The organism is Vibrio qinghaiensis (assembly GCF_002257545.1).
In the GTDB taxonomy this organism is placed as follows: Bacteria; Pseudomonadota; Gammaproteobacteria; order Enterobacterales; family Vibrionaceae; genus Vibrio; species Vibrio ordalii.
The window spans coordinates 1583589-1598810 of sequence record NZ_CP022741.1 but is presented as its reverse complement, the minus strand read 5'-3'; the positions used below and the strand labels follow the sequence as shown (position 1 = coordinate 1598810).

General features: G+C 40.8%; 16 protein-coding genes and 1 pseudogene. 16 read left to right on the top strand and 1 reads right to left on the bottom strand.

The features are described 5' to 3' along the window. The first annotated feature begins 60 nt into the window (after window positions 1-60). The 10 genes from CCZ37_RS07335 (at window position 61) to CCZ37_RS07290 (ending at window position 6647) form a co-directional block, all read left to right on the top strand. The gene (locus tag CCZ37_RS07335; RefSeq protein ID WP_094500171.1) at window positions 61-339 is read left to right on the top strand and encodes a hypothetical protein; all 279 of its coding nucleotides are present in this window, start codon (window positions 61-63) and stop codon (window positions 337-339) included. A gap of 86 nt (window positions 340-425) precedes the next feature. Further along, a complete protein-coding gene (locus CCZ37_RS07330) occupies window positions 426-1121 on the top strand; it encodes a flagellar type III secretion system pore protein FliP (RefSeq protein WP_094500170.1) in 696 nt (231 codons plus the stop codon). Window position 1122: 1 nt separating this feature from the next. Next, window positions 1123-1806 (top strand): type III secretion system apparatus protein VscT2, encoded by a 684-nt coding sequence (locus CCZ37_RS07325; RefSeq protein WP_094500169.1) that lies wholly within the window; start codon window positions 1123-1125, stop codon window positions 1804-1806. Continuing rightward, window positions 1799-2056 carry a hypothetical protein gene (locus CCZ37_RS07320; protein WP_094500168.1) on the top strand — a complete coding sequence of 86 codons (258 nt, stop codon included), beginning with the start codon at window positions 1799-1801 and terminating at the stop codon, window positions 2054-2056. The genes CCZ37_RS07325 and CCZ37_RS07320 overlap by 8 nt, the downstream gene beginning before the upstream one ends. Continuing rightward, window positions 2046-3512 carry a secretin N-terminal domain-containing protein gene (locus CCZ37_RS07315; RefSeq protein ID WP_094500167.1) on the top strand — a complete coding sequence of 489 codons (1467 nt, stop codon included), beginning with the start codon at window positions 2046-2048 and terminating at the stop codon, window positions 3510-3512. Before CCZ37_RS07320 ends, CCZ37_RS07315 begins: the two co-directional genes overlap by 11 nt. Beyond that, the gene (gene vscN2 / locus CCZ37_RS07310; RefSeq protein ID WP_094500166.1) at window positions 3512-4774 is read left to right on the top strand and encodes a type III secretion system ATPase VscN2; all 1263 of its coding nucleotides are present in this window, start codon (window positions 3512-3514) and stop codon (window positions 4772-4774) included. The genes CCZ37_RS07315 and vscN2 overlap by 1 nt, the downstream gene beginning before the upstream one ends. Further along, window positions 4728-5132, top strand: a complete 405-nt coding sequence (locus CCZ37_RS07305) for a hypothetical protein (protein ID WP_010317947.1) — start codon at window positions 4728-4730, stop codon at window positions 5130-5132. The genes vscN2 and CCZ37_RS07305 overlap by 47 nt, the downstream gene beginning before the upstream one ends. After that, window positions 5126-6043, top strand: a complete 918-nt coding sequence (locus CCZ37_RS07300) for a hypothetical protein (RefSeq protein WP_094500165.1) — start codon at window positions 5126-5128, stop codon at window positions 6041-6043. The genes CCZ37_RS07305 and CCZ37_RS07300 overlap by 7 nt, the downstream gene beginning before the upstream one ends. Continuing rightward, complete coding sequence (locus CCZ37_RS07295) at window positions 6030-6263, top strand: flagellar biosynthetic protein FliQ (RefSeq protein WP_094500164.1); 234 nt, start codon at window positions 6030-6032, stop codon at window positions 6261-6263. The genes CCZ37_RS07300 and CCZ37_RS07295 overlap by 14 nt, the downstream gene beginning before the upstream one ends. Before the next feature lie 9 nt (window positions 6264-6272). Continuing rightward, window positions 6273-6647, top strand: a complete 375-nt coding sequence (locus tag CCZ37_RS07290) for a hypothetical protein (RefSeq protein WP_094500163.1) — start codon at window positions 6273-6275, stop codon at window positions 6645-6647. A gap of 115 nt (window positions 6648-6762) precedes the next feature. On the opposite strand, the gene CCZ37_RS07285 is transcribed toward CCZ37_RS07290, so the two are convergent. Next, window positions 6763-7077, bottom strand: a complete 315-nt coding sequence (locus tag CCZ37_RS07285; RefSeq protein WP_094500162.1) for a hypothetical protein — start codon at window positions 7075-7077, stop codon at window positions 6763-6765. A 179-nt stretch (window positions 7078-7256) separates the two neighbouring features. On the opposite strand from CCZ37_RS07285, the pseudogene CCZ37_RS07280 reads away from it, so the two are divergent. From CCZ37_RS07280 to csy3, 6 genes and pseudogenes are all read left to right on the top strand, one after another. Then, window positions 7257-7542, top strand: a pseudogene (locus CCZ37_RS07280) (IS630 family transposase); the annotation flags it as partial. Window positions 7543-7647: 105 nt separating this feature from the next. Beyond that, complete coding sequence (gene cas1f, locus CCZ37_RS07275; protein WP_094500161.1) at window positions 7648-8637, top strand: type I-F CRISPR-associated endonuclease Cas1f; 990 nt, start codon at window positions 7648-7650, stop codon at window positions 8635-8637. Then, window positions 8634-12011 carry a type I-F CRISPR-associated helicase Cas3f gene (cas3f, locus tag CCZ37_RS07270; protein WP_094500160.1) on the top strand — a complete coding sequence of 1126 codons (3378 nt, stop codon included), beginning with the start codon at window positions 8634-8636 and terminating at the stop codon, window positions 12009-12011. Before cas1f ends, cas3f begins: the two co-directional genes overlap by 4 nt. Then, window positions 12008-13282, top strand: a complete 1275-nt coding sequence (gene csy1, locus CCZ37_RS07265; RefSeq protein WP_244187257.1) for a type I-F CRISPR-associated protein Csy1 — start codon at window positions 12008-12010, stop codon at window positions 13280-13282. The genes cas3f and csy1 overlap by 4 nt, the downstream gene beginning before the upstream one ends. After that, complete coding sequence (gene csy2 / locus CCZ37_RS07260; protein ID WP_094500159.1) at window positions 13279-14172, top strand: type I-F CRISPR-associated protein Csy2; 894 nt, start codon at window positions 13279-13281, stop codon at window positions 14170-14172. The genes csy1 and csy2 overlap by 4 nt, the downstream gene beginning before the upstream one ends. Before the next feature lie 11 nt (window positions 14173-14183). Next, on the top strand, window positions 14184-15215 hold the full coding sequence (csy3, locus tag CCZ37_RS07255) for a type I-F CRISPR-associated protein Csy3 (protein ID WP_094500158.1): 1032 nt from the start codon (window positions 14184-14186) through the stop codon (window positions 15213-15215). The last annotated feature ends 7 nt before the right edge of the window (window positions 15216-15222 follow it).

The following is a 15222-nucleotide window of genomic DNA, read 5'->3' as shown; positions in this document are numbered from 1 at the left end:
CTTAAGGGATATAGCGCTTTTCATGCGTTTGTTTTCTGATATTAGAGAGGATGGAATATAATGGCCGATACCGTAGTAAAACCTACAATCGATGGACGTTTAACAACAAGAGAAGTTACCGATACTTTTAAGTCTTTTATTTCACAAGCAGATAAGGCTGTTGAGCAGTTTCTTACTGAACACAGCAAGGATGAAGACGGTAATGTACTCAATCTTTCAGCTTCTGATTCTTTACAACTCCAAAAATTAATGTCGGACCAAAGTATTGCAGCACAAACAGCAACTACAACTTTAAAATCGGTAAAAGACTCAATTATTGCTTCAGCAAGAAATATCTAGTTTTATCAAGGCAAGGCGTCATCGCTTGTGCCTTGGTTAATCTTTAAAAAACACTTGGTTAGTCTTTAAAAAAACAACGGTGTAATATGCTCCAGTTACTCAGTCCTGACAATGCTTACTCGGGTGCAAATTTACTATTATTATTAGTTTTAGTATTGCTATCAACGGTATTTTTTATCTGCTTTTCTGGCTTTGTTAAATATAACATTGTATTGAATATCATAAAAAATGCTGTGGGAACTCAACAGATCCCACCTGCTATTGTTGTTAATTTGCTAGCCGCATTAATGGCGTTGAATAGTATATGGCCTGATGTCAAACCAGGGATTGAGCGTATAAAACCTTATTTTTCTGAACAATCAGAAAAAGAACAAGTATTTGATTTGTTTTATGATCCAAGTATGGAAGAAGAAAAAAATCCTAAAAATATAACAATGTACTATTTAGCGAGCCACATGTTTGAGTTTTTTCCTGAGTTGCTTGAGCGAGCCAAAGTAAAGACAAATCTATTGCTTTCTATGATTGATATCCCGATAAATTTTGATGAAAGCACGGATACATTCAAGTATTTTTTTGGTAGTTTAGTTTTGGATCTTTACCAAGGATTTGAGCTCGGATTAAAGTTATATATGGTATTTGTGAGTATCGACTTTTTAATTGCCGTGGTACTGAGCGGGGTAGGGATGACGATGTTGTCACCTACGGTAATATCAACGCCAGTTAAGCTAGCTGTTTTTTATTTTTCAGATAGTTGGACTCTTTTATTCCGGGCGCTTGCTTGAGATGGAAGCATTACTTTTTCCTGATTGGCGTTTATTTACCGGTTTATTTTTGTTTCTAAAAATTTACAACCCAACTAGGCTTTATTTGGATAACACTACATGTTTAGCGATTTCCATAGTACTTGCGATTGGGCTAAGCGCGAGTGACCTAGCTCAAGTCCCAACGCTTTGGTGGGTCTTAAGTGTTGTATTTTTTGCACTTATTTCCTCCGTCCCATATTGGTTAAGCGGTATGGTAGGTAGTGTTATTCAACAGTTATTATTACTGAATGAACAGTCGGTTCAGGATCGTCGTTTTACCGATGAATCAGAAGCACTTGCGAAAATCAGTAGCCTTATTTTTTTGATGTACGCACTTGAGGCTGGCACTCTTTTTCAGCCTCTTTTCGATGTGTTTACACATGCCCACAGTGACTATATCAACCATCCTTTTGAAACACTTTATTTCATGATCGTTGATAGTTTATCGATGGTGATGATTGTATCGGGTAAGTATATTATTTTAATGATGGCGATAACCGTAGGTTGTGGTTATATCGATCTTTTTTTTAAAAAAGCGTCAATCTCTATGTTTATTACAATGAATATTAAAGCGATTGTAATTGTTATCATCCTCAATCTTTGGTTGTTTAGTGATCAATTTTATGTGTTCAAACAAATGATGCAAAAGGTAGGTTATGAATAGAGTAGAAATAATAAATAGATCGGTTGTTTCTCAAGCTGATAATGATATGGACGATTTTGCATCGGTTGCTCAGGAAGTTTTGCGATCTTCGAAAGTACAAAATGAAGTAACCACTCACTTCAAGGAAGAGGATACGCTGAGTGACGAAGAAATTGTGGATATGATATTAACACAGTCGATTATGGATGAAACTGCGCGTCAAATGAAACAAAGTCAAGAACGTTTAAAAGAGATACTCAATGAAGATTAAATGGCTACCACTCGTTTTATTTTTTTGTGCAACAATGACACAAGCTAGCCTTCTAATTAAACAGCAAGATATTGATTTAAAAGGGGCTTTATCGGCAATTGCCAAGGATATGCAAGTCAAACTAGTCAATGATCTTGATGATAAAACTCAACGCTATACCCTTACTCAAACACTTTCTGGAGAAGGCCCTGAATTATTAAAGCAACTTTCCGAGATTTATGATTTTGACTGGTATGTCTATGGAGGAATGCTGACGGTTGAGGCGGGAAAGACTTACATCAATTATTCGTATAAGCCGCGTAATATTACATCTCAAGCATTACTAAAAGAGTTGAAACAAACCTTTAATACCAACTTGACTACTAAGCTCAAATTAACGGAGCGAGGTAATTCAATTTTATTTTCCGGTACACGTAAATTCGTTAATGATGCCGTCAGCTATGCCAATATGGTGGATAGAAACCAGTTTTTAGAAAAAGGAAACAACTTAGAACTAGCGAGAATTGAATTTCACTTTATCTCAGTTATTGATCGCAGCGTTAGTTCTTTTGATAGTACGGTCATATTCCCCGGAGCCCAAGCATTGATTGCTGCAGCCATAACTAATATGGGGCAATTTCAGAATGTCAGTGATGGAGAAATGGCACAGCGTGCATATAAAGTTAAGCTGAGTGAAGGCGAAAAGCAGCAACTAGACGAGCAAGAAAAAACGTCTAAAGTTCAGGCTTTACCTGCAGCCAATGCACTTTTAGTCCGAGGTACTCCGGAAGAAATTAAACTAGCAAAGCGTATCGCGGCGTTGATCGACATTAAACGGCAACAACTGCTTTTCTCACTAACAGTGTATGACGTGGCCGTGGATCGTAATGAGAATTTCGGTATTGATAGCTCTTGGTTGAATGGCACCAAAGGTATTTATGATATTGTGGTTCCTCCTTTTACTCAAACCACTGATTTTTTAAGAAATTTCCAAGCATTATCTTCCAATGGTGTTGCTCGCAGTGTTTATCAAACCAATCTTTTAGTGCTTGAAAATCAAAAGGGCCACTTTGGTAAAAAAGAAACGGCAACCATTACATTGATTTCTGAGCGGCAGGTTGAGGTTCAAAAAATAGAAGCAGATAACAGTCTGTATGTGACTGGGCGTCTATTACCATCGGGCAATGTGCAGGCAAAAGTAGAATATATAGAAGAGTCATTGGGTGGTACGGATAGTGAAAGTAAGAAAAGTGAGCCGCCTAAAGTGAGTTCACAATCGTTAGAAACGGAAGTTTATATTAAGCCAAATCAAACGGTGATTCTCGGTGGGTTTGATAATACAGCCACTCAATCGATAACGAGCAGTGTGCCAGTGCTTTCGAGTATTCCTCTACTCGGAGAACTGTTCAAAAATACCTCTCAGAAAAAGCATAAAGTCAAACGTTATGTGTCGGTTTCATTTGAGGTGATTGAGTAATGCTACAGCACTTTTTTAAGGTAAAAGAATTGTATCAAGATACGGTTGTCTGCCATGTATCTATCAATACCTTTGTCGGTCAAGAGTGTTTTATTCATACTGTTACAGGGCAAAAAATTCGCGGTGAAGTGATGAAAGTTTCTCAACCAAGAGTGGAGATAAAGTTACTTCAGCCCGGTGCCGTACAGCGTGGTGGACGAATAGAAATAACACCGCGCCGATTCTGTTTCCCTCTCAATGAACAAGCGTTAGTGGGAAAAGTGATCAACTGCTACGGAGAGTCGCTCTATGGTGATGATTACTTGACTCAGCCTGGTGAATTTATTGATTTACCGATCATTGTTGAGCCAATCCCACTACAGATGCGAGCGCCTATCGAAACGGCTTTTCCGACCAAACTTAAGATTATCGATGGCCTTTTTACTATTGGTGAAGGGCAACGTGTTGGTTTATTTGCTCCCGCGGGAGCCGGCAAAACAACAACGGTATCCATTATGGCGAATAACATGGAAGCTGACGTTGTTATTTTTGCCATGATTGGCGAGCGAGCGCGTGAAGTCATTGAATTTTTAGAGGGAGAGATTGGTCCTGAAGTCATTCGTAAATCAATCACTGTGGTCTCCACATCAGAAGCAAATCCCTTAGAAAAAGTGCGTTCTGGTTTAGTTGCCGTATCCATTGCTCGCCATTTTATGGCGCAGGGCAAAAAAGTGGTGATTTATTTTGATTCATTGACTCGTTTTGCTCGTGCGCAAGCCATGCTGGATGGGACACCAATTAAAGGTGGCATTCCAATTGGTGTGTCGCTTGCATTATCTCGTTTGGTCGAAAGTTGTGGTAACTCAGTTCACGGTTCTGTGACAGGTATTTTCACCGTCTTGATTGAAAAAGAAATCGACGATGATCCTATTGCTCATGAAGTGAAATCGTTAATTGATGGCCATCTTGTTTATTCAACGACTATCGCCTCAACAGGACGTTACCCAGCGATTGATGTATTAAAGAGCAAAAGTCGTCTACAAAATAAGATTCAAGATAAAAGATACATTCGATTATCGGAAAAAATTAAAGATATGGTATATCGCTATTTCAATGTTGAGCTATTGATTCGAGTCGGAGAATACGAAAAAGGCAATGATTTAGAAACTGACAAGGCAATTGACCTTTACCCAGTAATTATGGAGTTTTTAAAACAAGGTTTTGAAGGTGTTGAATATGAAGAAACACTCGAAGCGATGGAAAGAATTTGGTCAGATTATTGAGATCATTGATATTCGAATTAATAAACAACAGAGGATTTTGGTTAAGCTGAGAAAACTTAGCCAAGAACTGGAAGAGCATATAGACGAATATTGGCAGCGTATTGAGGTATTACAGCAAGAGCTAAAAAGTTTGGCTGTGGTAAAAGAAACGAATGCGTTGAGCCGTCTTTTTATGCGTCGAGAGAGTATAAAAACCAGTATTGAATCGGTTTTTTTCGATGCGTCGGTCACTCGACAAAAAGCAGAGGATTTAGCTTCTGAAATAGAGCAAGTTGAAGCTGAAAAACGACGTCTTGAAAAACGTAAAGATGCACTTCATGAGATCAGAGAAGAGTTAAGGTATGAGAAAGAATGTTAAATAAGCTTAATCAGAACTCATTAAATACTTTGGCGACAGAAGATAATCATTTTGAGGATCTACTGAATGAATTTACAGACGATCTCAAACCGGTTCTTGCTGGTGAAAGCACAGTAACTAAGAGTAAAAAGAAGCAGAAAGATATTTTAAAAAGACATCGTGATGAGGTAGCTCCCGAAGTGACCGCGAATACAATGTCAGTCCAGCAACGAGATATATCGCTTAAGCCTCAAACACCGACCGATGCTACTCAGAGTATTGACCGGAAAACTAGAATGACGGGAGCGAACGCAAAACAAAGTGCCGCACAGCCTCTTGTCACAAAAGAGACATCATCATTGGTATTAAAGGATACAAAGCAGTACGGACATAGCGAAAATCCGCTTCTTAAAGAAAAACCGTTGATGGTGTTAAAGGATACAAAGCAGTACGGACATAGTGAAAATCCGCTTCTTAAAGAAAAACCGTTGATGGTGTTAAATCGTGTGAGCATCCAATCGCAAGGAGTAAAGTTACCTCTTGAGTCTTCTGCTTTTATGCCACTTCATGCCAAATCGATCTATTCGTCCCATAATCAGAAATGGCCGGTAGCCTTCTCTGCAATAAAAGATATTCAACCGCCTCAAATATCTATAGATGCGCCCAATCATTTGAATGGTACACATACAAATATTTTTGGAATAGAGCCAAAAATTAAGTATGTGGACAGTGGCAATTTCACTCATTCGTTCTTACAAACTTTTCCTGTGATGAGTTCAAATAATCTCAATTACTCATTATCACCAGCTTTTTTTTGGCAATATCCTCAGGTAAATAGTTACCGAGTTTTTTTTGCTAGAAAATACTATCTATTTACATTTGAAAATAAAAAAGTAACCAGTTTTTTAGAGGAATATTATGACCGTACTTGATGTCACGGCTGCATGTCTAGATATTGTGAAAAATGCAATTATTATTTTTTCTTTAAGCTTTGTCATAACTGGTGTAGTTGTTGGCTTATTGCAAACAGTCTTTAGTGTTCAAGATCCAGGATTGCCAATGGCTGCGAAATTAGTGGTTTTTATTATTTTACTTACACAAGTTGGAGGAAGTATATATGAACAGTTCCACCTGCTTTTTCATCAATTATAGGGTTAGAAAATGAAAAAACTGAGAGAAGTTGTTTATAAAGCTTTAGTGGATAATTTAGGTGTTCAACCTCATCTGCTTTCAAGAATTGAAGGTGATGATCCCATTGGTATTGAATTAGTGGGAGGTGAGGAGATTTTCATTCATTTACAAGATAACTTATTGCAGACCTTTGTGGAGATCCCAGTGTTTGATCAACGAGTTATTCGCGCTAAGTCTCAGAAAATAATGGAATTATTGTTTTTGGATGAAAGTGTTTTTATGAATTTAAAGAAAGATAAACTTATTATGATATCGGAATTTCCTGTAAACACTTTTAATGCTGAGATTGAGTTAGCTGATAAATTACGATTCTTTAATAATGTTATTCATCAAGTTAAGAACTGATTTAAAAGCTGGTAGGCAGAAATATATGATTTGAATCATTCAATCTATAAGTACCGCCTATAAAAACGGCCTCTTAATCACTTTTAGAAAGAGGCCGTTTTTTGATAGGCGGTTTTTATTTGTCTGTTTTAAGCTGTTCTGGTATTTGAGGTGCTAAACTTTTTCCATGGCTGGAACCTGTAGGTAACGATTTTATTAATGTAACATTTTCCCCTTTATTTCTTGATAGGTAATCATTGCTGTTATTCACTAGCTTGATTAAATTAGCGTGGGATTTGGCATTTTTAGCATTTTTACTCAAATTAATATTCAATGATGTTGTTTTATGCTGCCTTATTGATTTTATTTTTTCAGCAAGATTAATTATTTTTGAAATGCTTTTTTGAGTGATAGAAGATATAGAACTTGAAGCCGTTGATATTATTTTCATTAGAATCTCTATGCATTTATAATGGTGGTTTTATTATCGCATCCAACACGGAAACGTTCACGATAAAATTTATGGATTTTTTTGATAAATTGTGAAAATTAAATTTCTTAATCCATAGACACATTTCTGGTGTATACCTGTGATCATGAAGGTGCTTGATTTCCAACAAAAACAAGATCATGCTACGCACCATAAAAATCATACTCACTCCTGAACAAAAACGGCAACTCGAACAGCTGCATGATTCCAATCGCGATGGTCGAGTACGTGACCGTATAAAAGTCGTTTTGCTGGCATCAGATCAGAGGGCGAAGTCAGGTCATGATTTCTCAAGCACTTCCTATCCATGAATCAACCGTTGCACGTCATCTTAGTGATTAAGTTCTCTCTGAAAAGCTCAAACCTAAAAATGGTGGTAGCCAGAGTCAGCTTTTTGTGACTCAGACGATGCAGATCATCAAGCATTCCTTAGCCTAGATCATCGAATGCTTATCTTATAGTAGTCATCGTTTAGAAAAAATAATATGGTATTTAACTCATAGCAATTAGCTTGAGTGCAACCAAGATAACATGGATGATTTCTCCCCCTCCGATTTAAAAACCATACTGCATTCCAAACGCGCCAATATGTATTACTTGGAATATTGCCGAGTGATGCAAAAAGATGGCCGTGTGCTCTATTTAACGGAAGCTGATAAAGAAAACCTCTACTTCAATATCCCGATAGCCAATACCACCGTACTGATGCTCGGTAACGGCACCTCCATTACTCAGGCAGCGATGCGGATGCTCTCACAGGCAGGTGTGTTGGTGGGTTTTTGTGGCGGGGGTGGCACGCCACTGCACATGGCGTGTGAAGTAGAATGGTTTACGCCGCAAAGCGAATACCGGCCCACCGAATATCTACAAGGTTGGCTATCGTTCTGGTTTGATGATCAAAAACGCTTGGCTGCCGCGAAGCAGTTTCAAAATGCGCGGATTGATTACTTACAGCGCGTTTGGCGCTCCGACAGAGAATTAACCCTAGAGAAATTTAATGTTCAAGATGAAGTGATACAGCAATCTCTTGAAACCTTTCACCAACGCACTGACGCCGCCAGCAAACAATCCGACTTATTGCTCACCGAAGCACAACTGACCAAAGCCTTATACAAGTACGCCGCTAATAATACCGGTAAAGACGGTTTTACTCGCCAGCATCAGCCGGACAAAAAATCCACCGACAAAGCCAACGATTTTTTAAACCACGGCAACTACTTAGCCTATGGGCTTGCGGCAAGCTGCTTGTGGGTGCTTGGCATTCCGCACGGCTTTGCCGTCATGCATGGCAAAACCCGCCGCGGCGCTTTGGTGTTTGATGTGGCGGATTTAATCAAAGATGCGATTGTGCTGCCGTGGGCATTCGTTTGCGCCAAAGAAAACGCCACCGAACAAGAGTTTCGCCAGCAAATCCTGCAAGCCTTCATTGAACACAAAGCGCTCGACTTTATGTTCGACACAGTGAAACACGTCGCACTGCAAGGCAAAGATGAAGAAGGGAGTGAGGATCACGCTTTATGATGGTCACCTTCGTCTCTCAGTGTGAGAAAAACGCCCTCAAGAAAACCCGCCGCGTACTGGATGCCTTCGCCAACCGAATTGGCGATAACACTTGGCAAACTTTGATCACCGAAGAAGGGCTATTAACCGTCAAAAAAATGCTAGGCCAAACCGCCACCCGCAGCACCGCCGTCAGTTGCCATTGGATCCGCTCTCGTTCCCGCAGCCAGTTGTTGTGGGTGGTGGGCAATAAAAAGAAATTTAATGTGGAAGGTGTGGTGCCTGTTAATAGTACTGAGAAAGATCTCTTAAACAGTGAATACGAAAGTGATTGGAAATATTTACCCCTGATTAAGGCGATCACCGGCATGGCCGCTTTGCTGCATGATTGGGGTAAAGCATCGTTACTTTTTCAGGAAAAGTTAAATCCAGAAATGAAAACCAAGCATAAAGGTGACCCGCTACGCCACGAATGGATTTCTTGCCTTTTGTTTCATCAATTTGTGAATAGCGTGACCAGTAAAAACGGCGATGAACAGTGGCTCACGATGATTGTCAACGATGGTATTGAGGAATCTCTTCTAAGGCCAATTGAGTTAGTAAAACAAGAAAAACTATTGGCTGAGTTGCCAAATGCAGCATCATTGATTATTTGGTTAATTGTTTCTCATCACAGGTTGCCTTTACCTAAAGATAAGGAATTGTGCAATCGACAAAGAGAAAGAAGTAATACGAGCTTAACGGATTTTCTCAGCAAAATAACCCAAGCATGGGGTTATGAAAACCGCTTTGATGATTACAGTATCCTGCTATCAAAATGCTTTGAATTTCCCCAAGGTTTAGTATCAAATTCGAAACATTGGACGACTCAGCTTCAACGCAGAGCAAAAGATTTATTACATCACCTACCGTTAATTGAGCAAGCAATGGCGGACGGTAGCTGGCGAATTATTTTACATCATGCAAGGTTATGCTTGATGCTAGGTGATCATTTTTATTCCTCCCAAGAAAATGATCCACAGTGGCAAACTCAATGTGAGTTATACGCCAATACCGATCGAACTACCAAAGCGCTGAAACAAAGGCTCGACGAACACTTAGTGAATGTCGCTAAAGCCGCGGTGAACACAGTGAAGTTACTGCCGTTTTTTGAAACGGAGCCGCTAAAAGCCACCGAGCTCAGCGAGCTTGCACCTAAGGCCAACACACCTAAAGCATTCCGTTGGCAAGACAAAGCGGTACGCAAAATCAATGAGTGGCGTGAACACACAGAAGATAAAAGCCAAGGCTATTTTGTGGTGAACATGGCCAGTACCGGTTGTGGCAAAACCATCGCCAACGCCAAAATTATGCAGGCGTTATCTGAAGAGTGTGAAAGCCTGCGATTTATCTTGGCACTTGGCTTGCGAACACTCACTTTGCAAACCGGGGATGAGTACCAAGAGCGGCTTAAGCTAAAAGACAGTGATTTAGCCGTATTGATTGGATCCAAAGCGGTTTTTGAGCTGCACCAGTCGGGCAAACCCGTAGACAAAGAGGATAAAGATCTTGAGCAAGAGGAGCTAGGTTCTGAATCACTCGAAAGCTTGCAAGATGAAACCGACGAACTGCACTGGCGAGGGGTTTTACCAGAAGATGAACTCACGACTGTATTAACTAAAGATAAAGATCGGAAATTGCTGTATGCACCCGTGCTCGTCTGCACGATAGATCACATTATGGCAGCTACCGAAACTAAACGCGGTGGACGCTATATTTTGCCTTGTTTACGTTTAATGTCGTCGGATTTAGTGATCGATGAAATAGATGATTTTACCGGAGATGATCTGATAGCGATTGGGCGTTTAGTCCATTTGGCGGCCATGTTAGGGCGCAAAGTAATGATCTCCTCTGCGACTATTCCACCGGATCTTGCACTGGGTTTATACAACGCATATCGACAAGGCTGGGCGATTTTTGCTGCTAGCCGTGATCAATCGGCAAGCGTTAATTGTGTTTATGTGGATGAGTTTAGCACTCAGCCTGATCTGGTTGGTAGTGATGATAGTGATTTAGAACAATATCAAGCCCTTCAGCAAGAGTTTATTACTAAACGAATTGCCAAGTTGAAACAGCAACCCGCCAAACGCAAAGCTGAAATTTTTATTTGTAGTAAACATGCAGAGTTGTCCATTGAAGAGCAATACTTTGACCACGTTAAGCAGGCCATTTTAGCTAAGCATCTGCATCATTTCACTCTTGACCATCAGACTCAAACGAAGGTTTCTTTTGGGGTCGTCAGGGTGGCGAATATCCAACCTTGTGTGAAATTAACCCAATATTTGCTTTCGTGTGATTGGCCTGAAGATACCGAAGTACGCGGCATGGCTTACCACAGTCAGCAAGTTTTATTGTTACGCCATGAGCAAGAAAAGCACCTTGATGGAGTGTTGAAACGTAAAGAAAAAGAGGGTGAAGAACCTATAGCGTTCAAAGATCCAGTGATTCGCCAGCATTTAGAAGCTTGTAAGGCGAAAAACCTTATCTTTATCTTAGTGGCAACGCCAGTTGAAGAAGTGGGGCGTGACCACGATTTTGATTGGGCGGTGATTGAACCATCCTCTTTCCGCTCCATTATCCAAATGGCGGGGCGGGTAAGGCGTCATCGTTCTGGTGAAGTGGATAAACCTAATATCGCCCTGCTGCAATACAATGTGAAAGGCTTTAGCGGTAGTGAGGACAGGGTGTTTAATCATCCCGGTTATGAGACGGATAAAGCCACCCAGTTAAATAGCCACGATCTAAAACAACTGGTTAATGAAAAGCGACTTTTACGCTCAATCGATGCCATTCCTCGTATTCAAAAACGGGAGAATTTAGACGCTAAGAATAACCTTGCCGACCTTGAACATTTTGCCACCGCCAGAACATTCGGCGTTGAACAGATCAACAAGCCGGTTGAATCAGCACCCACTCGCAAAGAGCGGTTTAATCGAGAAAGCCGTTCTGCTTCGTCAGGAAGCGACTGGTGCGATCATTTGCATGGTCATATTCACGGTTACTGGTGGCTAACCGCATTGCCGCAATATTTTAAGCGCTTTAGGAAAAGTGAACCGAGCATGCAGCTCTACCTGCTGAAAAAGGATCGTGGTCTGGAGTTCTGCCAACGCGATGACCACGGTGGTTTAAATGCCATTGAGTTAACACTCAATATTAAGCATCAACCGATCAATCTTGAACAACAGCAAAAATTATGGTTACAACGTAACTATGGCGATCTGATTAGCCAATACAGTCAAAGTAAAGAACATGAATTTATCACCTCACTAAAGTTTGGTGAAATCAGCTTGATTAATCGAGGTGAACAAGATGAATACACATATAACGACCAGTTTGGGCTGGTTAAGGTGAAATGATGGAGGGAACGAAAGTGCTAGATCCAGCGATAAGTACCTTTTTTGCCGAACGCAAAGAGGCTTGGCGAAAGAAAAATATCAAAGCGGACATGGAAGAGTGGGAAGTACGCGAAAAAGAGCGAGTCTGCGAACAGCAGTTCCAGCTTGCAAACTGGTTACCCGACGCGGCAAAAAGGGCAGGACAAATATCGTTATCATCACACCCCTGTACATTTAGCCACCCAAGTGCAAGAAAAAATAAAAATGGATATGTTTCGTCGATCATCGCGCAAAACAAAAGCCAAGCTGACGGCTTTTTACGTTCCGGAAATATTAATGTTGAGCTGGATGCATTAGGGAACGCCGCAGCTCTGGATGTACATAAATTCCTGACTTTAGTGATGTTTGATAACCGTCGTCTATTGGAGCACATCGAGCAGGAAAGTGATTTCGCTCAATTATTACTTAATCAACCCAATTGTAATTACCACGAGTTACGAGATGGCTTTTTAAAAATGATTGAGTCTGACGAAGAAGTGGTTTCAAGCTCAAAAATCAAACAGGTTTATTTCCCTATTGAAGATGGTGAATATCATTTGCTTTCACTCTTAACGCATTCAGGGCACTTATTTGAACAACGTAAGCGCATTGATAATCTTCGATTTGGAGAAGAGTTAAAACAAGCAAGAGAGTGTAAGAAATCCAACCAATACCATCCGAACGGGTATCGTGAAATTTTTGGTTTAACCACGATAGGTTTCGGTGGAACGAAACCGCAAAACATCAGCGTACTCAATAACCAAAATGCGGGTAAAGCTCATCTACTCGCATCTGCCCCTCCAGAACTTAAGCCCAGAAATCTACGTTTACCTAAAACCGACTTTTTTAAAGACAGCTTAAATCCTTGGCAGGGGAAAGAAGTATTGGAAGCGCTACATCGCTTATTTAATATCGATTACAACAATATCAATATCCGTGAAGGCAGGGATTATCGGATTCAAGAATATGTTGACCTTGTTATTGATAAAATGTGGCAGGTGAGAATTTTACTCGCAGAGTATCACGGGGAATTGTCTAGTGAATTAAAGGTCGAGCAACAAATCTGGCTTTATCCTCAGTTTGAGCAGCAACGCTTTGAAGATGATGAATGGCTAGACAGTATTATCCGGCAGATCTCTCGCAGCTTAATTAACCACTACCAAAAAGTGATCACCAACCCCGTTTCCTTAGCCGACCAAGAACTATTGGCGATTGAACGCATTGTCACCAACAACAAGGAGGCACTACGATGAGATTGCTCATTTTACCTCATATTAAAATTCATAATGCCAACGCCTTATCGAGCCCTTTTACCATTGGCTTTCCGGCAATGACAGCATGGTTAGGCTTTGTCCATGCGTTAGAGCGCAAACTCAATCAGACGGGATTGGAGGAATTAATGTTCCGTAGTGCCGCCGTAGTGAGCCATCAATTTGATTTACAAACTCATAAAGGCGAAGGAGATTTTGTACATTCGATTATTGGGACAGGTAATCCACTAGATAAGGATGGTTCACGTTCGGCATTTATTGAAGAAGCTCGTTGTCATCTTGACGTGTCGTTAGTGATCGAATGTGATGGTAACGACGATGAATTGGATCACGAAAACTTTGTTGTGCGTCTGCAAGATACGATTGCCACAATGAAAGTAGCGAGTGGTGATGTACTGAGTTTGCAATTGCCATTTCTAACCACAGTAAAAATCGACGATGAGCTAGAAACGGCAAAGCTGCTACGCCAGTTGATGCCCGGCTATGTTTTGCTCGAAAGACGAGATCTGATGATCGAAGCAATGAAACAAGGCCATGACGCTTTAGATGCCTTGCTGAGTCATCTAACAGTCGATCATCATTGTGAACAACTAAAGGATGAGACTGTGGTTTGGCGTAGTCAGAGAAAAACAGCGGGTTGGATTGTGCCGATTGCCACTGGTTTTCAGGGTATTTCGCCATTAGGTGAGGCGAAGAATCAGCGAGATCCATCAGTGCCACATCGCTTTGCCGAAAGCGTGGTCACACTAGGTGAATTTGTTATGGCGTATAAAATCAAGCATCTCGACGACATGCTCTGGCATTACCACTCAGATTTAGAAAATAACCTCTACCTTTGTCAGCAAAACAACCTCATTAATGAACATCAATAAGGAATCAACTCATGGCTAAAAATAACGACACGGCTTCTGTATTAGCATTTGAAAAGAAATTAGTTCCATCCGACGCTTATTTATTTGGCACAAATTGGGAGACGAAAGAACAAATCACTCCATTGTCACTACAAGAAAAATCGGTACGAGGCACCATTTCAAACCGCTTAAAAGCGGCGGTACAAAATGACCCTGTAAAACTTAATGCAGAAGTAGAGAAAGCTAACCTACAAAGGGTTGATGCCTGTGCTTTAGGTCAAGATCAAGACACACTTAAATTGCATTTCACACTCAAAGTATTAGGGGGGCTTGCCCAACCGTCGGCGTGTAACAATGCGCTGTTCAAACAAAGCTATAGCGCTGCGGTTTCGCAGTACATTACCAAATATGGCTGTTTCGAACTGGCGAAACGCTATGCCACCAACCTTGCCAATGCCCGTTTTCTATGGCGCAACCGCGTTGGCGCAGAAGATATTGAAGTGCAAGTCAAGGCATTGAACAAAGGGGCAGAGCAGGCGTGGACTTTTAATGCTAAACAATTCAGTACTCGACACTTTGATCACAACGATTCACAGATCAATAGTTTGGCCGACAGAATTGCTCAGGCACTCACCAGTGAAGCCGATCACTTGATGCTGCAAATTGATTGCTACGCTAAAGTGGGTAAAGCACAAGAAGTGTATCCAAGCGAAGAACTGGTACTAGACAAAGGCAATAGTAAAAGTAAGAAGAGCAAAATCTTGTATGCAGTGAATGATAACGCTGCGATGCATTCACAAAAAATCGGTAACGCGCTGCGTTCGATTGATACTTGGTATCCTGATTACAGCTTGCCAGAGCAAACCGCAGGCGCGATTGCGATTGAACCTTATGGTGCGGTTACTAACCTAGGTAAAGCTTTCCGCACCCCGAAAGATAAACAAGACTTTTATACATTTTTTGATAAATGGGCGCGAGGATCAGAGTTATCACGTGAAGAAGATGAGCATTACGTTGTAGCGGTATTGGTGCGCGGTGGTGTTTTTGGCGAAAGCGATAAGTAGGTGGCAA

Coding starts and splice junctions, on each gene's coding strand:
- CCZ37_RS07335 (WP_094500171.1), top strand. CDS start 61: ATGGCCGATACCGTAGTAAAACCTACAATCGATGGACGTTTAACAACA.
- CCZ37_RS07330 (WP_094500170.1), top strand. CDS start 426: ATGCTCCAGTTACTCAGTCCTGACAATGCTTACTCGGGTGCAAATTTA.
- CCZ37_RS07325 (WP_094500169.1), top strand. CDS start 1,123: ATGGAAGCATTACTTTTTCCTGATTGGCGTTTATTTACCGGTTTATTT.
- CCZ37_RS07320 (WP_094500168.1), top strand. CDS start 1,799: ATGAATAGAGTAGAAATAATAAATAGATCGGTTGTTTCTCAAGCTGAT.
- CCZ37_RS07315 (WP_094500167.1), top strand. CDS start 2,046: ATGAAGATTAAATGGCTACCACTCGTTTTATTTTTTTGTGCAACAATG.
- vscN2 (WP_094500166.1), top strand. CDS start 3,512: ATGCTACAGCACTTTTTTAAGGTAAAAGAATTGTATCAAGATACGGTT.
- CCZ37_RS07305 (WP_010317947.1), top strand. CDS start 4,728: ATGAAGAAACACTCGAAGCGATGGAAAGAATTTGGTCAGATTATTGAG.
- CCZ37_RS07300 (WP_094500165.1), top strand. CDS start 5,126: ATGTTAAATAAGCTTAATCAGAACTCATTAAATACTTTGGCGACAGAA.
- CCZ37_RS07295 (WP_094500164.1), top strand. CDS start 6,030: ATGACCGTACTTGATGTCACGGCTGCATGTCTAGATATTGTGAAAAAT.
- CCZ37_RS07290 (WP_094500163.1), top strand. CDS start 6,273: ATGAAAAAACTGAGAGAAGTTGTTTATAAAGCTTTAGTGGATAATTTA.
- CCZ37_RS07285 (WP_094500162.1), bottom strand. CDS start 7,077: ATGAAAATAATATCAACGGCTTCAAGTTCTATATCTTCTATCACTCAA.
- cas1f (WP_094500161.1), top strand. CDS start 7,648: ATGGATGATTTCTCCCCCTCCGATTTAAAAACCATACTGCATTCCAAA.
- cas3f (WP_094500160.1), top strand. CDS start 8,634: ATGATGGTCACCTTCGTCTCTCAGTGTGAGAAAAACGCCCTCAAGAAA.
- csy1 (WP_244187257.1), top strand. CDS start 12,008: ATGATGGAGGGAACGAAAGTGCTAGATCCAGCGATAAGTACCTTTTTT.
- csy2 (WP_094500159.1), top strand. CDS start 13,279: ATGAGATTGCTCATTTTACCTCATATTAAAATTCATAATGCCAACGCC.
- csy3 (WP_094500158.1), top strand. CDS start 14,184: ATGGCTAAAAATAACGACACGGCTTCTGTATTAGCATTTGAAAAGAAA.